Source organism: Bifidobacterium sp. N4G05 (genome assembly GCF_002742445.1).
Taxonomy (GTDB): domain Bacteria; phylum Actinomycetota; class Actinomycetes; order Actinomycetales; family Bifidobacteriaceae; genus Bifidobacterium; species Bifidobacterium hominis.
Genome location: NZ_NJNQ01000011.1, coordinates 1 through 22,063, shown reverse-complemented (window position 1 = coordinate 22,063; position 22,063 = coordinate 1). Strand labels below are relative to the sequence as shown.

At 54.5% G+C, this 22,063-nt stretch carries 22 protein-coding genes and 1 pseudogene; 19 read left to right on the top strand and 4 right to left on the bottom strand.

Features of this window, described 5'->3' with window-relative positions; genetic code table 11:
* Positions 1 to 54: 54 nt before the first annotated feature.
* The 10 genes from argC to CE153_RS08580 all read left to right on the top strand — a co-directional run bounded on the left by argC (position 55) and on the right by CE153_RS08580 (position 10,393).
* Positions 55 to 1,149, top strand: a complete 1,095-nt coding sequence (argC, locus tag CE153_RS08625) for an N-acetyl-gamma-glutamyl-phosphate reductase (RefSeq protein WP_099595888.1) — start codon at positions 55 to 57, stop codon at positions 1,147 to 1,149.
* Positions 1,146 to 2,318, top strand: coding sequence for a bifunctional glutamate N-acetyltransferase/amino-acid acetyltransferase ArgJ (gene argJ / locus CE153_RS08620; RefSeq protein ID WP_099571198.1), 1,173 nt, complete (start codon positions 1,146 to 1,148; stop codon positions 2,316 to 2,318). Before argC ends, argJ begins: the two co-directional genes overlap by 4 nt.
* A gap of 10 nt (positions 2,319 to 2,328) precedes the next feature.
* Positions 2,329 to 3,285 (top strand): acetylglutamate kinase, encoded by a 957-nt coding sequence (gene argB / locus CE153_RS08615; protein ID WP_065435325.1) that lies wholly within the window; start codon positions 2,329 to 2,331, stop codon positions 3,283 to 3,285.
* Positions 3,275 to 4,570, top strand: a complete 1,296-nt coding sequence (locus CE153_RS08610; protein WP_099595887.1) for an acetylornithine transaminase — start codon at positions 3,275 to 3,277, stop codon at positions 4,568 to 4,570. Before argB ends, CE153_RS08610 begins: the two co-directional genes overlap by 11 nt.
* A gap of 50 nt (positions 4,571 to 4,620) precedes the next feature.
* Positions 4,621 to 5,589 (top strand): ornithine carbamoyltransferase, encoded by a 969-nt coding sequence (argF, locus tag CE153_RS08605; RefSeq protein WP_099595886.1) that lies wholly within the window; start codon positions 4,621 to 4,623, stop codon positions 5,587 to 5,589.
* Positions 5,589 to 6,104, top strand: a complete 516-nt coding sequence (gene argR / locus CE153_RS08600) for an arginine repressor (protein ID WP_004222349.1) — start codon at positions 5,589 to 5,591, stop codon at positions 6,102 to 6,104. Before argF ends, argR begins: the two co-directional genes overlap by 1 nt.
* A gap of 77 nt (positions 6,105 to 6,181) precedes the next feature.
* Positions 6,182 to 7,438, top strand: a complete 1,257-nt coding sequence (locus CE153_RS08595; RefSeq protein WP_003810287.1) for an argininosuccinate synthase — start codon at positions 6,182 to 6,184, stop codon at positions 7,436 to 7,438.
* A gap of 108 nt (positions 7,439 to 7,546) precedes the next feature.
* Complete coding sequence (gene argH / locus CE153_RS08590) at positions 7,547 to 9,034, top strand: argininosuccinate lyase (protein ID WP_022244997.1); 1,488 nt, start codon at positions 7,547 to 7,549, stop codon at positions 9,032 to 9,034.
* Between the two features lie 33 nt (positions 9,035 to 9,067).
* Entirely contained in the window at positions 9,068 to 9,577 is a 510-nt protein-coding gene (locus CE153_RS08585; RefSeq protein WP_022244998.1) for an HD domain-containing protein, read from the top strand.
* A gap of 12 nt (positions 9,578 to 9,589) precedes the next feature.
* Complete coding sequence (locus CE153_RS08580) at positions 9,590 to 10,393, top strand: putative ABC transporter permease (protein ID WP_039198554.1); 804 nt, start codon at positions 9,590 to 9,592, stop codon at positions 10,391 to 10,393.
* A 98-nt stretch (positions 10,394 to 10,491) separates the two neighbouring features.
* On the opposite strand, the gene CE153_RS08575 is transcribed toward CE153_RS08580, so the two are convergent.
* Positions 10,492 to 12,336 (bottom strand): DUF975 family protein, encoded by a 1,845-nt coding sequence (locus CE153_RS08575; RefSeq protein ID WP_039198552.1) that lies wholly within the window; start codon positions 12,334 to 12,336, stop codon positions 10,492 to 10,494.
* 171 nt (positions 12,337 to 12,507) lie between these two features.
* Here CE153_RS08575 and tyrS point away from each other — a divergent pair, with 171 nt between their 5' ends.
* The 5 genes from tyrS (at position 12,508) to CE153_RS08900 (ending at position 17,801) form a co-directional block, all read left to right on the top strand.
* Positions 12,508 to 13,815, top strand: a complete 1,308-nt coding sequence (tyrS, locus tag CE153_RS08570) for a tyrosine--tRNA ligase (RefSeq protein WP_099595885.1) — start codon at positions 12,508 to 12,510, stop codon at positions 13,813 to 13,815.
* Between the two features lie 84 nt (positions 13,816 to 13,899).
* The gene (locus CE153_RS08905) at positions 13,900 to 15,726 is read left to right on the top strand and encodes a tetratricopeptide repeat protein (RefSeq protein ID WP_180753471.1); all 1,827 of its coding nucleotides are present in this window, start codon (positions 13,900 to 13,902) and stop codon (positions 15,724 to 15,726) included.
* A 14-nt stretch (positions 15,727 to 15,740) separates the two neighbouring features.
* Positions 15,741 to 16,766, top strand: a complete 1,026-nt coding sequence (locus CE153_RS08555) for an HAD-IIA family hydrolase (RefSeq protein ID WP_099595883.1) — start codon at positions 15,741 to 15,743, stop codon at positions 16,764 to 16,766.
* A gap of 10 nt (positions 16,767 to 16,776) precedes the next feature.
* Positions 16,777 to 17,559 carry a TlyA family RNA methyltransferase gene (locus CE153_RS08550; RefSeq protein ID WP_180753470.1) on the top strand — a complete coding sequence of 261 codons (783 nt, stop codon included), beginning with the start codon at positions 16,777 to 16,779 and terminating at the stop codon, positions 17,557 to 17,559.
* Positions 17,560 to 17,636: 77 nt separating this feature from the next.
* Positions 17,637 to 17,801, top strand: a complete 165-nt coding sequence (locus CE153_RS08900; protein ID WP_162473489.1) for a hypothetical protein — start codon at positions 17,637 to 17,639, stop codon at positions 17,799 to 17,801.
* Positions 17,802 to 18,038: 237 nt separating this feature from the next.
* On the opposite strand, the gene CE153_RS08545 is transcribed toward CE153_RS08900, so the two are convergent.
* Complete coding sequence (locus CE153_RS08545) at positions 18,039 to 18,398, bottom strand: helix-turn-helix domain-containing protein (protein WP_039199920.1); 360 nt, start codon at positions 18,396 to 18,398, stop codon at positions 18,039 to 18,041.
* A gap of 188 nt (positions 18,399 to 18,586) precedes the next feature.
* Between CE153_RS08545 and CE153_RS08540 the strand changes: the two genes are divergently transcribed.
* From CE153_RS08540 to CE153_RS08525, 4 genes are all read left to right on the top strand, one after another.
* Positions 18,587 to 19,114 (top strand): PadR family transcriptional regulator, encoded by a 528-nt coding sequence (locus CE153_RS08540; RefSeq protein WP_039198539.1) that lies wholly within the window; start codon positions 18,587 to 18,589, stop codon positions 19,112 to 19,114.
* Positions 19,115 to 19,525, top strand: a complete 411-nt coding sequence (locus tag CE153_RS08535; RefSeq protein WP_039198537.1) for a YjdF family protein — start codon at positions 19,115 to 19,117, stop codon at positions 19,523 to 19,525.
* Entirely contained in the window at positions 19,410 to 19,718 is a 309-nt protein-coding gene (locus tag CE153_RS09190; RefSeq protein ID WP_427177975.1) for a cysteine-rich KTR domain-containing protein, read from the top strand. Before CE153_RS08535 ends, CE153_RS09190 begins: the two co-directional genes overlap by 116 nt.
* 516 nt (positions 19,719 to 20,234) lie before the next feature.
* Complete coding sequence (locus CE153_RS08525) at positions 20,235 to 20,645, top strand: sigma-70 family RNA polymerase sigma factor (protein WP_015560007.1); 411 nt, start codon at positions 20,235 to 20,237, stop codon at positions 20,643 to 20,645.
* Positions 20,646 to 21,015: 370 nt separating this feature from the next.
* Here CE153_RS08525 and CE153_RS08520 read toward each other — a convergent pair whose 3' ends face one another.
* Together CE153_RS08520 and CE153_RS08515 are read right to left on the bottom strand one after the other, a co-directional pair.
* The gene (locus CE153_RS08520; RefSeq protein ID WP_033501112.1) at positions 21,016 to 21,669 is read right to left on the bottom strand and encodes a potassium channel family protein; all 654 of its coding nucleotides are present in this window, start codon (positions 21,667 to 21,669) and stop codon (positions 21,016 to 21,018) included.
* Positions 21,670 to 21,756: 87 nt separating this feature from the next.
* Positions 21,757 to 22,063 (bottom strand): annotated as a pseudogene (locus tag CE153_RS08515) (potassium transporter TrkG); the annotation flags it as partial.

The following is a 22,063-nucleotide window of genomic DNA, read 5'->3' as shown; positions in this document are numbered from 1 at the left end:
CATAAAGTGTATGCTGAATGTGTTTTCAGTGAGTCAATGAAAAGAGACGTGACTATGGCCAAATACACAGTAGCCGTGGCCGGCGCGACCGGATATGCGGGAGGCGAGGCCCTCCGTATCCTCGCGGCCCATCCATATTTCGAAGTGACGTGCGTGACCGGGCATTCGTCCGTTGGGGACAAGCTTGGCAAGCATATGCCGCATATTCCGCAACTTGCCGACCTTGTGGTGGAAGACACCACTCCGGAAGTTCTTAATGGGCATGATGTCATCATTCTTGCTCTGCCTCATGGGGCATCCGGCGCATTGGCCTCGCAGCTTGATCCGAATGCCGTGGTGGTGGACTTGGGGGCCGACCATAGGCTTGAGGAAAAAACCGCATGGGATGAGTTCTACGGCGGTGACTTCTATGAGCACTGGACTTACGGCATGCCTGAGCTTATTACCGGCATATCCGAAGATGGTTCTTACCGGCGCCAACGTGAAGTGATTCCAGGAACCACGCGTATTGCCGGTCCGGGATGCAATGTGACCGCAACTACATTGGCGCTGCAGCCGGGCATTGCCCAAGGGCTTGTTGAGCCGACGGATATTGTTGCCGATCTGGTGGTCGGTTACTCCGGCGCAGGGAAGAATCTGAAGCGCGTCAATTTGCTTGCAGCTGAGGCATTCGGTTCCGCATTACCGTATTCTGTCGGCGGCACTCATCGTCATATTCCTGAGATTTTGCAGAACTTCGCCCATGCTGCAGGAAAGAACGCAGCTGCGGCAAATGAGTTCACGCTGGGATTCACTCCTATTCTTGCGCCAATGGCCCGTGGCATTCTTGCCTCGGTTTCCGCTAAACTAACCGATAAAGCATTGAGCATGTCAGATGCTGAAATCAGGCAGGTTTGGGCTGACGCATATGCGGATCAGGATTTCATGATTGTTTTGCCTGAAGGCGTTATGCCGGCCACTGCCAACATCATCGGATCGAACGCGGCCCATATTCAGGTGGCCGTCGACCGCAAGGCAAGTCGTTTGCTGGCCTTCGCGGCAATTGACAACCTCAACCGTGGCACGGCCGGACAAGCGGTGCAGTCGTTGAATGTAGCACTGGGACTTCCTGAAGATGTAGGACTGGCAAAGATTGGAGTGGCGCCATGAGCGTAACGTTTGCGCAAGGTTTTTCCGCAGCTGGCGTGGAAGCCGGTATTTCCGCAGTTGAAGGTAAGAAGGATCTGGCTCTTGTGGTCAATAACGGTCCGCTGGATATGGCTGCCGGAGTGTTCACTTCGAACCGTTTCTGCGCAGCTCCCGTGCAGTGGACGCGCAAGATCGTGGCCGACGGTCATGTGAAAGCCGTCATCCTTAATTCCGGAGGCGCAAACGCATGCACCGGCCAGCCGGGATATGAGCAGTCCAAGGCCACGGCCCAAAAGGTCGCGGCGCTTGTAGGTGCCAAAGACAGCGATATCGCGGTCTGCTCCACGGGCCTGATCGGTGAGCTTCTGCCTCTTGACCATGTGCTTTCTGGCGCAGACAAAGCGTTCGCGGCCCTTGCCGATACCGCTCAGGCCGGTGCAGATGCGTCCCATGCCATCATGACCACCGACACCAAGCCGAAAACCGTTGAGTTGGAAGGCTCCAACGGCTTCCATATCGGAGGTATGGTCAAGGGGTCGGGCATGATTGCCCCGCAGTTGGCCACCATGCTGTGCGTCATCACTACGGATGCCGTGGTGAGCGCCGGCCAGTTGCAGGCGGCATTGAATGCCGGAGTGGAGATGTCGTTCAACCGCATCGATGTGGATGGATGCATGTCCACCAACGATACGGTGCTCCTGCTCGCATCCGGCGCTTCGGGCATCGAACCCGATCCGGACGAATTCAACGATCTCGTTGCGCAGGCCACGGCGTCTCTGGCACGCCAGATCATCGGCGATGGCGAAGGCGCGAGCCACGACATCCGTGTCAAGGTGATCGGCGCCACCACGGAGGATGCGGCGCTTGCCTGCGGTCGTGCGGTGGCCGCGTCCAACCTGCTTAAATGCGCCATTTCCGGCAATGACCCGAATTGGGGACGTATCGTCAGCTCGTTGGGCACCGTGCCGCCGGAAGTCGCGCCATACGATTCCACTAAAGTCACGGTTGATGTCAATGGCGTGCGTATCTGTGAGAACGGCGGAGCCGGACGCGACCGATCCGAAGTCGACATGACTCCGCGCGAGGTGCACATCGACATAGATTTGCATGCGGGAAATGCGGAAGCAACTGTCTGGACCGACGATTTGACCCACGAATACGTACACATTAATGCAGATTACGAAAGCTGATTGAACGGTAATGACCAAGGAACTCAAAGGACCTGGATTCCATTTTGACGTGCATACCGATTTGCGCGCCGACCAAAAGGCGGAAGTGCTGATTGAGGCACTGCCATGGCTTGAGGAATTCGCCGGACAGCGCATCGTCATCAAATATGGCGGCAATGCGATGATCGACGATCATCTCAAAGCCTGTTTCGCTGAAGATATGGTTTTTCTGCGACAGGTCGGCTTGCATCCGGTTGTGGTGCATGGCGGAGGCCCGCAGATCTCGCACATGCTTAAGGCTTTGGGCATTAAGTCGGAATTCAAGGGAGGTCTGAGGGTCACCACGCCGGAAGCCATGGATGTGGTGCGTATGGTTTTGACGGGCAAGGTTTCCCGTGAACTTGTCGGATTGATCAACGCCCATGGCCCGTTCGCAGTCGGTCTTTCCGGCGAGGATGGTGCGCTCTTTTCCGCCATGCAGCGCAAGCCGATCATCAATGGCTCTCCAACCGATATTGGTTTGGTCGGCGACGTGGTGAGCGTCGACGCATCCGCGGTTGAGGATCTGATCAATGCCGGACGCATTCCTGTTGTTTCCTCGGTGGCTCCAAATGAGGATGATGCTACCGAAGTGTTGAATGTGAACGCCGATTCCGCGGCTGCGGCGCTTGCGGCCGCCCTTGGAGCCAGCAAGCTGGTCGTGTTGACTGATGTGGATGGCTTGTACGCCGATTGGCCAGACAAGGACTCTTTGATCGGACGCATCGGCGTGGAGAACCTACGTGATATGCTGCCGGATTTGGAAAGCGGCATGCGTCCCAAGATGGAGGCCTGCGTCAGGGCCATCGACGGAGGTGTGCCTCGCGCCCATATCATCGACGGACGCAAGCCGCATTCCATCCTGAATGAGATTTTCACCACAGATGGCATCGGAACCATGGTCGTTCCCGAAGACGGTATTGAAATGAGGAGCTCGTATGGCAACTGAACAATTGGAAAACCTCGGCAGTGAGGACGCCAAGTGGCTGGGGAAGTACTCTCGAGTGCACATGAACGTGTTCGGCACGCCGCTTCGCGTTATGGACCACGGAGAAGGTGCGCATATCTGGGACGTCGATGGCAATGAATACCTCGACTTCCTTGCGGGCATCGCGGTGAACGCACTCGGCTACGCCCACCCGAAATGGGTGAAGGCCATCAGCGAGCAGGCCGCCAAAGCCGCCCATGTGAGCAACTACTTCGCCACGGAGCCGCAGATCAAACTGGCGTCGAAGCTCATTGAGCTTGCGGGCGCTCCCGAGGGATCTCATGTGTATTTCGGCAACTCCGGAGCGGAAGGCAACGAGGCGGCATTGAAGCTTGCCAAACTGTATGGACGCACCTTGCCGGGCGCATCGCCTGCCATTGGCGGGAAGCCGGCACGTATCATCGCCATGACCCACGGCTTCCATGGGCGTACCATGGGCGCGCTGTCCGCAACGTGGAAGCCCTCCATCCGAGAAGCGTTCGAGCCACTGGTTCCCAATATCGAATTCGTCGAAGCTGGAGACGAGGCCGCATTGCATGACGCGTTTGCCGAAACCGGTCCCGGCAAATACGGCAAGGGACCTGTCGCCGCCGTCATCATGGAACTGATCCAAGGTGAGGCTGGCGTGCGTCCGCTTGGGGCCGGCTATGTGAAGAAGGCCCGTCAGATGTGCGACGACAACAACGCGCTGCTCATCATCGATGAGGTCCAGACGGGTATCGGGCGTACCGGATCCTGGTTCGCGTTCCAGCGTGAGGATCTCGCGGGCGGAGTGGTTCCGGATATCGTAACCTTCGCCAAGGGCGTTGCAGGCGGTTTCCCGATGGGTGGCATGATCTCCTTCGGCGCCAAGCTTTCCGCACTGTTCACCCCAGGCTCCCACGGCTCCACCTTTGCGGGCAATCCGCTCGGAGCGGCCGCCGCGATGGCCACGTTGGAAACCATTGAGGAAGACGGCCTTGTGTCCAACGCCGAGGCGCGTGGCCAGCAATTGCGTGACGGCATCATGGCTTGCGGCAATCCGCTTTTCGTCTCCGTGCGTGGACGTGGCTTGCTCGATGCGGCCGAACTTGCCCATCCATGTGCGCATGCGGCGATGAATTGGGCGTTGGAGCACGGCTTGATCGTCAACGCGGTAGCGCCAGATGCGCTTCGTCTTGTTCCTCCGCTGGTGGTGACTGAACAGGATATTGATCAGGCCATCTCCATCCTCGCGAAGATCCCCGCGGATCTTCCCAACGACTGAACATAGCCGGCAATCACAACGAACCGAAACTCTTTTGAAAGGAGCCAACAATGGCAACTCCTGAATTGCGCCACATGTTGCGCGATGACGATCTCAACCATGAAGAACAGAAGCAGGTTCTCGAACTCGCCATCAAATTCCACAACAATCGTTTCTACCATCAGCCATTCGCCGGCCCGCAGGGCATCGCGGTGATCTTCGACAAGCCGAGTACCCGAACCCGTTCCAGCTTCTCCATTGGCGTTGCCGAACTGGGCGGCTATCCGCTGGTCATCGACAAGTCCGGCTCCCAGCTTGGCCGTGGCGAACCGGTCGCCGACACCGCACGCGTGCTTGACCGCATGGCCTATGGCGTGGTGTGGCGCACCTTTGGCCAGGATCGTGTCGAGGAAATGGCCAAGTATTCCACCCATCCGGTGGTGAACGCTCTGACGGATGAATTCCATCCCTGCCAGATTCTTGCCGACTTCCAGACTATCGCAGAACATCGTGGTGGCGTCGACAATCTGAAAAACCAAACCATCGCCTATCTCGGCGACGCGGCCAACAACATGTCGAACTCCTATCTGCTTGGTGGCGCCGTGGCCGGCATGAACGTGCGTGTCGCAGGGCCGAACGGCTATCTGCCGGATCCGCAGATCGTTGCCGATGCCGAAGCCATCGCATCCGAAACCGGCGGTTCCGTGTTGGTGACCACCGATCCGAAGGAAGCGGTCGCCGGCGCCGACTGCGTGTTCACCGATACATGGGTTTCCATGGGCGAAGAATCGGAATACGCCATCCGTTCCAAGCCGTTCTGGGATTATCAGGTGAACGCCGAACTCATGTCTTATGCCAAGGAAGACGCCATCTTCCAGCATTGCCTGCCGGCATACCGCGGCAAGGAAGTCACCTCCGAAGTCATCGACGGACCACAGTCCGTGGTGTGGGACGAGGCCGGCAACCGTCTGCATGCGCAGAAGGCACTGCTGACTTGGCTTACCGGCAAGACCCGCGGCGATGAAAGCCTGCTGGCCTGATGACGGACCAAACACCTGCGCTGCAACGTCCTGCCACACGGGCCGCTCGATTGAGCGCCATCGAGCAGGCGTTGCTGACGCGCATCGTCACCTCGCAGTCGCAGCTGTCCCAGATTCTCGCGGATCAGGGCATCGAAGTGACCCAGGCCACCTTGAGCCGCGATCTTGACGAGATCCATGCCACCAAAACCCGTTTGGCTGACGGAACCGTGGCCTATGCGCTGGGTAGACAGCCGGAGGAAAGCGCATCGGCTAATCCTGATGCAAAAACGGAACAGCAGATGAATCGTGTGCTTTCGGGACTGGTCACTTCGGTCGCGGCGGCTAGGAATCTGGTGGTGGTCCACACGCCGTCTGGCGCGGCCCAGTATGTGGCAAGTGTGATCGACAAGCAGCCCATCGATGGCGTGCTCGGCACCATTGCCGGGGACGATACCGTCATGGTGATCTGCGCCGATGACGATTATGCGAAACAGCGTGCGCAATGGCTGTTGGACGTCGTGTCCAAAGGCTGAATAGCCGTATAGTGGACACGACGCACCGTATATGCATAAATATACAGAGCATTGCATATACTGATGAATAACGTTTGATGTTAGAAAGGGAAACCATGAGCGATCAAAATCGTCTCGTTCTGGCGTACTCCGGTGGTCTGGATACCTCCGTCGCCATTTCATATCTGAAGGAACGCACCGGCAAGGATGTCGTGGCCGTATCCCTCGACGTCGGCCAGGGTGGCGAAAGCCTCGAAACCATCAAGCAGCGCGCGCTTGCCTGCGGTGCCGTTGAAGCGTATGTGGTAGACGCCCGCGACGAGTTCGCCAATGAGTACTGCATGAAGGCGCTGAAGGCCAACGCCCTATATGAGGGTGTGTATCCGCTGGTTTCCGCCATTTCCCGCCCGCTCATCTCCAAGCATCTTGTGCGCGCCGCCCACCAGTTCGGCGCCGACACCATCTCCCATGGCTGCACCGGCAAGGGCAACGACCAGGTCCGTTTCGAGGTGTCCATCTCCTCCATCGACCCGACGCTGAAGGCCATCAGCCCGATCCGTGATCTGTCGCTGACGCGCGACGTCGAGATCGCATTCGCTAAGGAGCACAAGCTTCCGATCGTGCAGACCGAGAAGAGCCCGTTCTCCATCGACCAGAACGTGTGGGGCCGCGCCATCGAAACCGGATTCCTTGAGGATCCGTGGAATGGCCCGACCAAGGACTGCTACTCTTACACCGACGATCCGGCTTTCCCGCCGGTCGAAGATGAGGTCGTCATCGAATTCAAGCAGGGCATCCCTGTCAAGATCGACGGTCACGACGTTACTCCGCTGCAGGCCATCGAAGAGATGAACCGTCGCGCAGGCGCACAGGGCATCGGACGTATCGATCTGATCGAGGATCGTCTGGTCGGCATCAAGTCCCGCGAGCTGTACGAGGCTCCGGGCGCTATCGCACTGATCACCGCCCACCAGGAACTCGAAAACTGCTGTCTCGAACGCGAGCAGCATCGCATCAAGCGTGATATCGACAAGCGCTGGGCCGAACTCGTCTACGATGCGCAGTGGTTCTCCCCGGCGACGCAGTCCCTGAACGCCTTCATCGAAGATACCCAGAAGTACGTTTCCGGCGAAATCCGCATGATTCTGCATGGTGGCCGCGCCGTCGTGACCGGTCGTCGTTCCGACACCTCGCTGTATGACTACAATCTGGCCACCTACGATTCCGGCGACAGCTTCGATCAGAAGTCGTCCAACGGCTTCATCGACATCTACGGTCTGCCGAGCCGTGTGGCCGCAGCCCGCGACGTCAAGTTCGGCAATGGAATCGAGGTTCCGGAAAACAGCGTCGAGTAAGCGGGTTTTACACCGAATCGTCTCGATAATGGGGGAGAGCGTACCGTTAGGACCATCCTGACTGGTATTCTCTCCCTCAGTCATATCTGCAAGGAGAATGAAGTAACAATGACCGAGAGCACAACCAATGGTGAACACCTCGCCCTGTGGGGCGGCCGTTTCAAGTCCGGCCCGTCTCCGGAACTCGCGCGACTGAGCAAGTCCACCCAATTCGATTGGCGTCTTGCCGACGACGACATCGCAGGCTCACGCGCCCATGCCCGTGCGCTCGGACGCGCGGGACTGTTGACCGCCGATGAGCTGCAGCGCATGGAAGATGCTCTCGACGAGCTGCAGCGTCGTGTGGATTCCGGTGCGTTTGCTCCAATCGAAGACGATGAGGACGAAGCCACCGCATTGGAACGTGGACTGCTGCAGATTGCCGGAGACGAACTTGGAGGCAAGCTCCGCGCCGGCCGTTCCCGCAACGACCAGATCGCTGCACTGATTCGCATGTGGCTCCGTCGCCACAGCCGCGTCATCGCCAAAATGTTGCTCGGCCTCGCCGCGACACTGACCGAACAGGCCGAAAAGGCTGGACGCACCGTCATGCCGGGCCGCACCCACATGCAGCACGCCCAGCCGGTATTGCTCGCACACCAGCTGATGGCTCACGTGTGGCCGCTGCTGCGCGATGTGGAACGTCTTGCCGATTGGGACAAGCGCATCGACGCAAGCCCGTATGGTTCCGGTGCCCTCGCCGGCAACACCCTTGGCTTGGAGCCGGTGGCCGTGGCCCGCGAACTTGGTTTCTCCAAGGTGACCGCGAACTCCATCGACGGTACCGCCAGCCGTGATCTGGTCGCCGAATTCGCATTCATTGCGGCCATGGCAGGTGTCGACATCAGTCGGCTGTCTGAAGAAATCATCATCTGGAACACCCAGGAATTCGCGTTCGTGCGCCTTGACGACGCTTATTCCACTGGATCGTCCATCATGCCGCAGAAGAAAAACCCGGATATCGCGGAACTCGCACGAGGCAAGTCCGGCCGTCTCATTGGCGATCTGGCCGGTTTGCTCACCACACTGAAGGGCCTGCCCACCGCTTATGCGCGTGATCTTCAGGAAGACAAGGAAGCCGTATTCGATCAGGTCGACACGCTGGAAGTGCTCCTTCCCGCGTTCACCGGCATGGTCGGCACCATGGTCTTCAACAAGGAACGCCTCGAAGCAGAAGCCCCGACCGGTTTCGCCCTCGCCACCGACATCGCCGAATGGCTCGTCAAGAACGGAGTGCCGTTCCGCCATGCGCATGAGCTTTCCGGCGCATGCGTGAAGATCGCCGAAGACCGCGGCCAGGAACTGTGGGACCTGACTGACGATGACTTTGTCGAGGTCTTCAAGGAATTCCTTCCGGCCGACAAGGCGCCTGAAGTGCGCGAAGTGCTGTCCACCGAAGGTTCGGTTTCCGCCCGCAATGGCAAGGGAGGTACGTCTCCGCTGCGTGTGCGCGAGCAGATCGTTTCCGCGAAAACCGCCATCGAACAGCTGCGTGCCTTCGCAAACTCCGTCAGTGATGGCCCGGCATACAAGACGCCGGAATCATTGCTTAAGTAACCACAGCAACAATACATAAACAAAGGCAAAGCGGTGCCACTGACACGAACGCAGATACAGCAGCTTGTTCGGCTTCACGGCCAGGAAATACTATGCCATGAGCATATGCAGATCGAAAGAGTCTGTTACCAGCATGGCGTGGTCACCACGTTTGCGCATTCCATTCGTGTGGCCTGTCTGACCGTATGGATTGCAGACAGGTTGCACTTATGGCATAGGGTGGATTTGCATTCGTTGATTCGCGCCGCTCTGCTGCATGATTATTTTCTATACGACTGGCATGCTCATGATGGTGGCCGGCATCGTATGCATGGTTTCACCCATGGTGGCACCGCCATGCGCAATGCCATGCGTGATTTCCATCTCAATAGAGTGGAACGTGACAGCATTGAGAACCATATGTTTCCTTTGACACCGATACCGCCTCGGTATCTTGAAGGGTATTTGGTGACTATCGCAGATAAGATCAGCGCCACACGGGAGACGTTCAGCTTTGACCGCTTCTATAAGACGAAAACCAATACGTGCATAAGTGGAAAGTGACGGCTCAAAGGCATGCTCCTGTTGGAATACCTGTTCTTATGGTTTCTGTTCTATTCATTTGCCGGATGGGTATACGAGTCGATTCTTGTGTCCGTTTCGGAACGTCGTTTGGTGAATCGTGGTTTCCTGAATGGTCCCGTCTGTCCGATCTACGGTTGTGGAGCCGTTCTTGCGATTATGCTGCTGCATGATCTGCATAATCCCTTCGCTGTTTTTCTCATCTCCTCGATTGGCGCATGCATACTTGAATACATCACGTCATGGGGCATGGAAAAGCTATTCCACGCGCGGTGGTGGGATTACAGTCATCTCCGATTCAACGTTCAAGGGCGCATTTGTTTGCTTGGAGCGGTGGTGTTCGGTCTGCTGGGTGTGCTCATCACCGATGTGATACAGCCTGAAGTGAATCGTGTCACACGGATGATTCCTTTGCCGGCGGTGCATTGGATGTGTGTGATTTTCATGGCGCTTATCGTCGCGGATACCATTATCACAGTGTTTGGCATCATCGATTTGGCCGATAATCTTGCGAAGTTCAGTGAAACCGTGCAGGCATATGCGGAGAAGGCCGGCGATTCTCTGCAATGGGGCAAGGACGTTTTCCGAGACAAATTCCGTGACAAGGTACAAGACAAGGTTCAGGACTGGTCGGACTCTTCGCAGGAGATTCTTGCCAGTATGCAGGCCACTGCCGCATCTATCCTGAACAAGCAGCAGCGTCGTATGATCAACGCATTCCCACGCCTGCGTTTCACGGATTCCATCAAATACAGCAAGATCATCGAAACTCTGCACGAAATGCTGCGTCGCAAATAATCGCGCAATAAGCAACGACATGAAATTGCCTGCCGCTCGAAAGAACGACAGGCGATTTCCATTATTGTTTGCGATATGCGATTTGCATGACAATCACGCTATGGCAGTCCATTGGATCGTTTACTGATTTCGTACGGAATGGGCGCTTCCAGCGACGTATCTGATCCCTTGTAGTCGGTGATGCCCTCGCCGATATTCGGATGCTGTGTGGAATACACTTGGTCGGCGCAATACAGCACGAGCAGCATGACAGCCACAATGCTAAGCTTTTGCGTATCGATTCGGCTGAGCAGATTGTCGAGGGCCGGAGCCAGCAAATAGACGATGGCCAATCCGCCAAGGCCGAACGTCAATAATCCTTCGGCGCAGATACGGCCGTTGACATTTAGAAAGTATCCGGTGTAATCCCACCAACGCTGGCCGTCATGCGTCATTTCCAGATACCACGACGAGAAGTATTCCAAGCATCCGCACAGCACCATGGTCGCCACGAACTCTAATACGGGCTTCTCACGCAGCTTTTTGAGCAGAATCAGAATGATCACTCCGCCAGTGCCGTAAATCGGCAACCATGGGCCATGCAAGGTTCCACGATTCACGAACATGCCTTCGGAAATGAATGCGAGGCTTACCTCCCACACCCAGCCGACGAAGCAGAACATGAAGAACATCATGACTAGATTGACCAGCGAATAGCTACGGTCAGCACTGATCGTACGTGATTCGCGGAATTTGAATGATATGGGAGCAGGTGCGAGACGCCCCGGATAGATGTTACCTTCCAAAATATCCTTGCCAATCTGCATTTGATGAAGATCCTCGCGATATTCCTCATAACGGTTCACCGCATCGGCATGCAGAATACGGATGCCGAACCATTCGGACAGGATTCCGGTGAATCCACGCGGCTTGAGGGCGGGGGAGAGTCCTTGTTCGAGCTGTGCCACGGACTGGGCGACGTCGGCATATGCGGTATGAAGCGTTTGCGGATCGGCCTTGGCATACAGGTATTCGTCGTTGAGCATCTTGGCGCCTTCAATGCCGTTGTCCTTGGCCAACGTGCGCAGATACACGTAATACTCGGCGAAAAATGCGGCGTTGTAGCCATTGGAGTAAAAGATACCGATCAGACCAAAAGTGACGAGGTTGAGCAGATACCAGCCAAGAAACGAGCAGTCCGCCACGAAGCATTCCCATTTATGCCCTTCCATCATATGTCGGGACAGGCGAATAGCGTCTAAGGCTTTGATGTTTGGATTCTCCGCAATGATATACGGCACCATACGGTAGGAATACTGTTTGATGAAGAAACCGATGATGGTAAGGCTCCAAAGGAACAGGAACACGTTTTCCACGAACATGGTCCAGGCTATCCGAAGCCATGCGTGCGTGTGGATGGGGTAAAGGAAGCGCGATGCCGGCAGTTTGTCGTAGGATCGTCCTTCCAACAGCATGCGCATCATGACGACGCGATACGTTTCCTGAATGAACAGCCAGATGAAAATATAGACGGCAAAAGAAAGAATGATTGGAACCGCAATGGAGATTCCGCCGTTATGGATGACGGAATTGACGGCATCGACAATGGCAACCACCAGCGATCCTGATGCAAACGAGTTGAGCAGGGACGCGATTACGCCGCGACGGCGGCCGAACATGGCATCGGTATCGTTGTTGACGATCTGCTCTTGGTTTTGCTTGACTTTTTCACGGGCATTGTCTTCATTGCCTATGGCAAGATCCCGCAATACGCCATACATATCGTTGGATTGCGTGGAATCCTCTGTTTGCGGGGTGCTGACCGAAATGTTGATGTTGACCGAGAGCGTCGATGATGCGTACGCAACACCGAATACCGAAGCGAACAGGCAAATGACGACTATCATCCAATAATGTTTTCTCTGGGCTTTCTTAGCCGCAACCTTCATGCCTTTGCGGTCCATACAGATATCTCCCTTCTTGGTATGGGGATTCTCCTTCTAACTTTACTTGTATGCACGATGGTTGATGGATGATGGCAAAAACACCGCGTGTGCCTGTCTTCATCTTCTGCGAAACTGTAGGATGCGTAAAACGCAGTATCATCCGCAATTCAATAGGGAGAAAGCACAGCTATGGCTCACGTCATCGATTTCAAGGAGGCCGGTTTCGAGTCCGTCCTCGATGAACTGGAATGGCGCGGGTTGATTTCCCAGTCCACTGACAGGGATCGACTCGCCGAAGCGTTGAACGGAGATCCTATTTCCTATTATTGCGGTTTTGATCCGACCGCAGCTTCCCTGCATATCGGCAATCTGGTGCAGCTGATCAATATGCGCCATCTTCAGGCTGCGGGTCATCATCCGATTGCTTTGGTCGGCGGCGCCACCGGTTTGATCGGCGATCCGCGCCAGTCGGGCGAACGCACGTTGAATCCGAAGGATGTCGTGGCTGGTTGGGCCGAGCGTCTGAAGGCGCAGATCGGCGGCATTCTCGAAGTGGAAGGCAGCAACTCGGTTCGTTTTGTGTCCAATTACGATTGGACTGCCTCCATGAACGTCATCGACTTCCTGCGTGACGTTGGCAAGAACTTCCGTTTGGGCACCATGCTCGCCAAAGACACCGTTGCCCGTCGACTGAATTCCGAAGATGGCATTTCCTTCACCGAGTTCAGCTACCAGGTGCTGCAAGGCAACGACTTCCTGCACCTGTTCGACGAATACCATTGCGTGCTTGAGCTTGGCGGATCCGACCAGTGGGGCAACCTCACGTCCGGCCTTGATCTGATCCACAAGGTACGTGGCGTGGATGTGAACGTGTTCACCAGCCCGATCATCACCGACGCTCAGGGCAAGAAGTTCGGCAAGTCCGAGGGCAACGCCGTCTGGCTCGACGGTAACATGCTGAGCCCGTACAAGTTCTACCAGTTCTGGTTCAACCGTCCCGACAGCGAGATGGAAAACCTGCTGAAGGTGTTCACGTTCCTGCCGAAGGTGGAGATTGAACGTCTTGTGGAGGAAAGCAAGACCAATCCGGGCGCGCGTGAGGCGCAACGCACCTTGGCTTGGGAGGTCACCAGCCTGGTTCATGGTGAGGAAGCCACCCGACAGGCCATTGAGGCGGCTGGTGCGCTGTTCGGCCGTGGCGGCGATCTTGCAGGTGTTGACGAGGCTACGCTTGAAGCTGCTCTTGACGGTGTGAAGATCGATGGTGAGTTCGCCAAGGCCACGGTGGGCGACCGTGTGGCGGAAGCCGGCATGAAGGCCGGACTGTTTAAGTCGATTTCCGAAGCGCGCAAGACGATCAAGGCCGGCGGCGTGTATCTGAACAACGCTCGTGTTGAAGACGAAGAGCAGATTTTGAACGAAAACGACTTCCTGTATGGCCGTTTCGCATTGATTCGTCGTGGCAAGAAGGCCCTTGGCGTCGTCGAAAACGCGTGAGGCGATTGCGAGCGGCGCAGTCAAACGTAAGCAAAGAACAAACGAAGACCATCCTCAAGGGATATAAGGAATATAAGGAACAGCATGGCAGAAGAACAGCGCGGATCGCGCGGCAAGTCCTACGGCAACCACAAGTCCTACGGCTCGGGCAAGCCGGGCAATCGCGGCGGCAAGGGATTCAAGCCGCGTGGCAATGGCGGCAAGTCCTACGGCCACAAGGCCGGAGGCTTCCATAGCGACGACCACAAGGGCGGATATCGCAAAGGCAATGGCGGCAATTTCCACCGCGACCGCGATTTCCGTCGTGACGGTGAGGGGGAAGGCCAGGAGCGCCGCTTCCATAACGGTCCGCGCAAGTTCAACCGTGACGGCGAGCGTCGTGACGATTATCGCGGTTATCGTGGCGGTCGTGGAGACAATCCGCGCTATCAGCGCGATGGCGAGCGTTCCGGTTTCCGTCGTGACGATCGTCGTGACGGTGATCGTAAGGACTTCCACCGTGACGGTGATCGCCGTAGCTTCCACCGCGACAACGATCGCAGGGATTTCCATCGTGACGGTGAACGCCGCAACTACCGTGATGGTGAGCGTCGTGACTTCCATCGTGACGGTGATCGTAAGGACTTCCGCCGTGATGGCGAACGCCGCAACTTCCACCGCGATGACCACCGTGGCAATGATCGTCGTGACGGCGGCCGTCGCAATTTCCGTGATGGTGATCGTAAGGACTTCCGTCGTGACGACCAGCGTCGCGACTTCCACAAGGATCGTGACCAGCAGCAGGGTGAGGAACGCCGCGAGTTCACCCGTGAAGAGAAGATGGCTTACCGTGAGGAGAAGCGTGGCGAGTACATGGCCAAGCCACGCCGCAATTCCGATGGCACGATGAGCTTCCCCTCTCAGAATCCGTACACGCATCGTCGTCCTGACGAGCCGAAGATGCCGAAGGGTATCGAATGGCGCATGCTCACCACCGACGATCGTGAACGCCTGCGTGGACTGTCGAAGGAGCATGCGGAGAACATCGGTCTGCACATTCTTGCCGCATACACGCTTGAGGAAAGCAATCCGGAACTGGCTCTCGAACACGCCAAGTGGGTGGCGCGTCAGGCTTCCCGCATTGATTTTGCTCGTGAGACGCTCGCCTTCGTGGCATACCGTCAGGGTGATTATAAGCTTGCACTACGCGAGTTCCGTACCGCGTTCCGTATGAACGGTTTCCTGGATTACCTGCCGTTCATCGCCGACTGCGAGCGTGGCATGGGAGAGCCGAAGAAGGCCATCGAAGTGGCAGCGAGCGACGACGCCAAGTATCTGCGCGGCGAAGCCAAGGCTGAAATGTTCCTGGTTTACGCGGGCGCCTTGGGCGATCTGAAGATGTGGGACAAGGCCATTGAGATCGTGCATACGCTGGGTCGTTCCAAGGGATTGGCCGGCGAATACCGCATGCGTGCGGTGCAGGCCGAACAGTACTTCCTTGAAGAGGCCGGTCGTACCGATGAGGCCATCGCATTGGATCGTCTGCTTGACAAGCTCGAACTGCAGTATGCCGATGTTGAGGATGATGAGACTTCCGATGATCTTGTTGTCGAATACGATATGCAGGAGCTGAACGACGAACTCATGGATGTGCTTGGCATTTCCGAAGATGACGCGCAGTACGCCCCGGAAGATCCTGAAGATGAGGAAGGCGAATCCGAAGCCATCGGCGAGAACGGCGAAACCAGCGATGAAACCCAGCTTGAGGCCGAGGAGGCGGAAGCTGGCGCGGAATCCGATGACGAGCCGGCGGCTCAGGTCAACGCTGAGCCGGCCGAAGCCAACGAGGCGGATGAAACCGTGGAAGGCGAAGCCTACAGCGACGAAGATGAGGCCGAGGAGTCTTCCGAAGCCTCCGAAGACAACGAGTGAGGTGCGTGGCCCACATGCTGAAGTCCACGAATCAGCCGCTCAGCGAGGCGTACAAGCTGGCGTTGCTTGATCTTGATGGTGTGGTTTACCGCGGCAAGAACCCTGTGGAACATGCCGCCGAGAACATTCGCAAGGCCGAATCTTCGGGCATGACGGTGGAATACACCACCAACAATTCGTCCAGATTGCAGTCCGTGGTAGCGGACCAGCTGAAAGGGTTCGATCTGGAAGTCGAACCATGGCAGGTCATCACCTCGTCGGTTGTCGCCGCACGAATGGTGGCGCGTGCCGTGCCTGAAGGCTCGAAGGTTTTCGTGCTTGGCGCCCAACATCTGCGTGAGGAAGTGTCCAAGCAGGGACTTGAGGTCGTCGATCGTGCGGAAGAGCAGCCGGTTGTCGCCATTCAAGGCTGGTATCCCGACATGTCATGGAATGAGATGGCGCAGATCGCTTATGCAGTCGAGCATGGCGCGACCTATTTCGTTACCAATCGTGATCTGACCATTCCTCGCGAGCTTGGCATTGCGCCGGGATGCGGTTCCATGATCATGGCGGTGATCAACGCCACCGGTGTGGAACCGGTCTCGTCCGCAGGCAAGCCGGAATCCGCCATGTATGATGAGGCGCGTGTTCTCGCAGCCCATGATGGTGACGATCCGGTGGCTAAGGAACTGTGCCTCGCCATTGGAGACCGTCTTGACACCGATATCGAGGCGGGCAATCGTGGAGGATATGATTCCCTTGCGGTGTTGACCGGCGTCACTAATCCGAACGAACTCATGTTCGCGCCGGCGCATCTTCGCCCAACCTACATCGCCAAGGATTTGCGCGGCCTTAACGAGCCTGCTCCTGAAGTGGTGCATGATGAGGGCGCATGGCTGTGCCGCGATGCGAAGGCTCGTGTTGACGGCGATCGTCTGTATGTCACCGACGTCACCAGCGTCGACGGGTTGCGTGCCGCATGCAGTGCCATGTGGGCCGCTGCTGACAGCGGACGCGACGTGAGCAGCATCATCGTTCCGGAATTCCGTATTTCCTAGCGGACAGTTCATGCCGATTATTGGAAAACCATTGCGAAACAGTGATTCCATTCGAGTAGTTCGTCTTGACGTTGCGTTGTTGGAACGAGGTCTGACCGACAGTCGTTCCAAAGCGCAACGTTTGATCGCGGACGGCAAAGTCAGTGTGAACGGTGTCACCGTCACCAAGGCGTCAACGAAAGTCTGTTGCGATGACGTCATCACAGCAGATAGGGGAGACGGTTACGTTTCCAGGGGCGCATACAAGCTGGTCGGCGCGTTCGAACGATTCGCCGACGCAGGATTGCGTTCAGCGCAGGGATTGCATTGCTTGGATATTGGCGCGTCCACCGGAGGTTTCTGTGACGTGTTGTTGCGTAATGATGCCGCGCAGGTCATCGCATTGGATGTCGGACATGGACAGTTAGACCCGAAAATCGCACATGACGATCGTATTGTCGAAATGAGCGGCGTCAATATTCGCGATGTGTATGTGGATGATTTGCCGTATCGTCCGGAAATGATTGTTTCCGACGTGTCGTTCATTTCCCTGACCTATGTGATTCCCGTGATCGCAAGAATCGCCGCACCGCAGGCACAGATCGTGCTACTGGTCAAACCGCAATTCGAGGTCGGCAAGGGCAACCTTGGAAAAAACGGGATTGTCGAAAGTCAGGAATTACGCGAACAGGCGTTGGCATCCGTCGTGGCATGCGCGGAATGCAACGGGCTTGACGTGCGCGCCACAACGGTATCTCCCATTGAAGGCACGCATGGCAATATCGAATATCTGCTGTACGCGGTCATGCAATGAAACAGTGGCTGATTGAGAAAACCGTGTCTGCAGTGTAGGCAAGGCAAATAAGATAAGTAAAAGAAAATCCGGAAATCATGATCATGAAATTCCGGTTTTTCCATAAGATTGAAACACTAAAAAAATCCCGCCGTGAGCTGGCGGGACAGAAAAAAGAGCTTTATGCAGAATACCGGGAGACCCAGCGGCAAATGCGGGAGGCCGTGGCAATAAAGCGAACATTGATCATCTGCTCGGCATAACAGACGAGCGTGAAAATAAGGCCCAGGAACGATAGTGGCGGGCCGCAGACTACGGTGCAGCGCACCTGTACTTTGGGGACAATTTGTCCCGAAGTACAGCGGGTTTGGGGAGCTCCCCAACAAGCATTTTTGCGGGCCCTGCGCCCTGCAAAAATTTCGGAGTGTGGCCACATCCGAATTGCTTGCCAAAACGCGTAACCCGCAACATGGCGCAAAAAAAGGAGGTTACGCTTTCTTTTACGTTTCCTCCGTTTCTTTCGATGCTTTCATCGCTTGGATTGTAGCTTCAACGATTTTCAATTCTCTTTCGTCCAAGGCGTTCAACATGGCATCAATCCGCTTTCTGCACTCGCTCCCGCTATTTTGGGACGGGTAAAAGTATTGATCCACCGATATATCAAACATTGTGACCATCTGATAAAAGGTGTTGAGGCTTGGATGCTGGCCGTCATTTTCGTTATATATACTGGTACGCGGAGCGCGGTCAACAATATAGGCCAGTTGCTCCTGCGTCATGCCGCTGGCTTCTCTTGCCCGCTTGATGGCGAGCCCTATATCGTGAAAATCAAAGCGTCTTTCATCTCGTTCTATCTTCATAACATCACCTGATATGATTTTACATTTCATGTGATATTATTTGAACGATTTTGAATTTCATACTACTGACTATTTAATTTCACTTATGAAATTGAAGAATATTTTCACTATAAAAAGCTGGTGTGCATACTTGACTTTTGCTATCAACAATAGTAATATTGATAATAGCAAACTGGAGGTATTAAATAATGTCAACAATAGATTTAGTGATTCTTGGGATTGTAGCTGAAAAACCGCAAAGTGCATATGACATACAGAAAGATATTGAATATCATCATCTTTCGAGATGGACAAAAATAAGCATACCTTCAATTTATCGAAAAGTCTTACAGTTAAGTGAAAAAGGCTATCTTCGAAGCGATATTGTTAAAGGGGATAGATTTGCGGATAAGGCAGTGTACTCCATTACTGATGAGGGAAAAGATTATTTTAATAGTTTGATGCAATATTATGCTACTCAAACAGTTCCCTTACTATTTGATTTTAATGTTGTTATTGCTAATCTAAATAAACTCAATAAAGATGCTGCTCTTGATCTGATTTCCAAGTTAAAGGAAAGCATTACAGTTTCTGTCGGCACTAACGAGGAATACTTAACAGAATACTCTAATATTCCCCTCGTTGGGAAAACCATTATTGAACAACAGGGACTTCTTTATAAAACGCTTTTAGAATGGCTTGATACATTTCGAGAACAGTTTGAAAGGATTGATTAGATGAAATGTAGCCTAACTATTCTGTTTGAAGATCCTTTTTGGATTGGATTGTATGAACGATTTGACAATGATAAATATGAAGTTTGTAAAATAACCTTTGGGGCTGAGCCGAAAGACTACGAGGTATATGAGTTTTTGCTAAAAAATTGGGGCAAATTGAAGTTTAGCCCGCCTATAAAAAATGAGGTTGTTGAAGAACGAAGAATAAGTCCTAAACGAATGCAACGCGAAATTAACAAGCACTTGCAAAATAGAGGAATTGGAACTAAAGCTCAACAAGCATTGAAATTGCAACATGAGCAAAACAAAGTTGAACGAAAGACAAAAAGTCGAGAACAGCGTGAAGCTGAACAGGAACGTCAATATGCCTTACGGCAAGAAAAGAAAAAGGCTAAACATAGGGGGCGATAAAATGATAATAGATGAGCAGTGGATATATTGTCCAGTGTGTAGTAATAAAACACGGATCAAAGTTAGATACAATACAGAACTAAAAAATTTTCCCTTGTTTTGCCCAAAATGCAAACAAGAAAATTTAATTGATGCAAAAGGTTTTCAAATAATTGTTATCAAAGAGCCAGACGCAAAGACGCAGAGCCGATGACCACTTACTGATGTAGGTTATTGGCTCTGCTTTTTTATATCATAGACTTTTATCCGCCCAACGGGATAATAAAAAAACCGTTGTTTCGGAGGCTGAGTTTCTATGCGCCAAAACAAAATACAGTAGCCTTACGGCGGTTTTGAAATAGCAATTTCAAGCCGCCGTTTTCTTTTCAAAAAGTAGAAATACGGAGGGTGTATTAAAGTCACCCTTTTTTAAGACACGGCGGTTCCCGGGAGGTATTGCCGTGTCCATTTTATTATTTCATTGTTCGCGTGATCTGCACCAGCTAAAAAAGCGTAGCCCCTCCATCGGAGCAGTCCAGTTTTGAATGTGAAATTAAACAGTACATAACCGATAATATCTTTTCGTGCGCTTGTGCGGCTTTGTGTCGCGCAGGCGCATTTTGCTTTCCAGACTTCGAGACAAAGTGTCCCGAGGTGCGGTGCCGTTCTCCGCCATTACTCCATTTCGTTTCCGGCCAACCCCGAACAAACTGAAATGGAGGATTTTACGATGACTACTATCAATCTGAAAGATCTTTATTATTGGTACACGCAGGATCAGCTTATCGAAGTTTCTGACGAGGTTGCCGAGGTATTCAAGGCCGATGCCCGCTACGAAATGGCCTACCAGCGGCGGCTCTCCCGGCACAAGGCGCAGTATTCTCTGGACTGCGATGACGGGATTGAGTATTCCGCTTGCCTACATGAGCCGACCCCGCAGGAGCTCCTTGAACGAATGGAAACCTTTCTTCGTCTGTGGAACGCTCTCAATTCTCTGCCGGAGATCCAAGGCCGCAGAATTGATGCACATATCATTCTTGGCAAGTCGATTAAGGAAATTGCCGAGGCCGAGGGCGTACATGAGGAGTCTATTCGCCAGTCGATCAAGCGTGGCCTTGAACGCATGAAAAAAACTTTTTGATTTTTTCTTCTTAACCCACTTGGAATTGATGAAAAAATGTCTCGGTTTATGAGAGGAGGTTTTCTTCCTAACGCAAGGGAATAACGGCAACCCTGAGTAAGTTCGGGAAGCCAGACGGTGGGGGCGGTGACATTTCCCAAAAGAGATTGAGCGAACAACACCAACACTGTAAACGGGCCCGGCCATCCCAAGGCCATGATCCGGCGCTGAACAGGTTGGCTGCCTGTTCCTCCGGCTTGTCGCTTTACTTGCGTTGAGAGCGCCGCACAGAAAATAACGATTGTCTTTGGACGGGCCAAGTAAATAAGTAAAAGAAAATCCGGAAATCATGATTATGAAATTCCGGATTTTTCCATATGGAACGAGCATGTCAGCCGCGTAGGAACCGGTCGATCTGATCCTGCTTGCCCATGATGATGAGCTCGTCGTTGCGGTGCATGATGAGCTCTTTCGAACCGTATTCGAATTCCTTGCCCGGGGATTTGATACCGACCACGGTGATGCCGAAACGTTCATGCACGCGAGCGTCTTCGATTGTGTAGCCGACCACGTGTGCGGGGGTATGTATTTTGACGACGTTGTATGCGCCTTCAAGTTCGATGTAGTCGAGATAGTTGCCGGACACAAGATGTCCGACGCGTTTGCCTGCATCGGTTTCCGCGTTGATGATGTGGCGTGCGCCGATGCGCTGCAAAATGCGGGCGTGTTCCTTCGATACGGACTTGGCCCAAATGTCGGAAATGCCGGCGTCGAGCAGATTGCCGGCGGTAATGACGGAAGCTTCGACGCTGTCGCCGATGGCCACGACGGCCGTGTCGAAATCGGATGCGTTGATTTGCTCCAACGCCATCACATCGGTCATGTCGGCCTGCACGGTGGGAATCTGCGAAGACCAACGGTTCACCAGTTCGCCATCTTTGTCGACGGCGAGCACATCCTGACCCATCATGTCGAGCGTGGTGGCCACAGAGCTGCCGAAACGCCCCAAACCAACTACGAGAACGCTTCTGGTGTTGTTAGCCATGATGTTATACACCTTTCGAAATTCCGTCTTCAAAAAACTATATTCATGTGTGATTGCAGGCAACTGCAAGTATATGAAGCCGTATCGTCAGCCGACCACGATCTGCTCGGTGGGGTAGCGGACGGCCTCGAGATTGTGTGGACGCGAAATCGCGTAGGCGATGGTGAGCGGTCCGAGACGCCCGATGAACATGGTGGCGGCGAGAATGTATAGCGCCGTTGGGCTGCTTTCACTGGCCACGCCCACCGAGTAGCCGCCCAGGCCGAACGCGGAGCAGGTATCGAACAGTGCGTCGCACAGCGAGCAGTCGGTGATGATCATCAGCGCCATCGACACCACGGTGACCAGCATGAGGCATGCCGTACTTACGGCCACGGCGGTCATAACCGCCTGC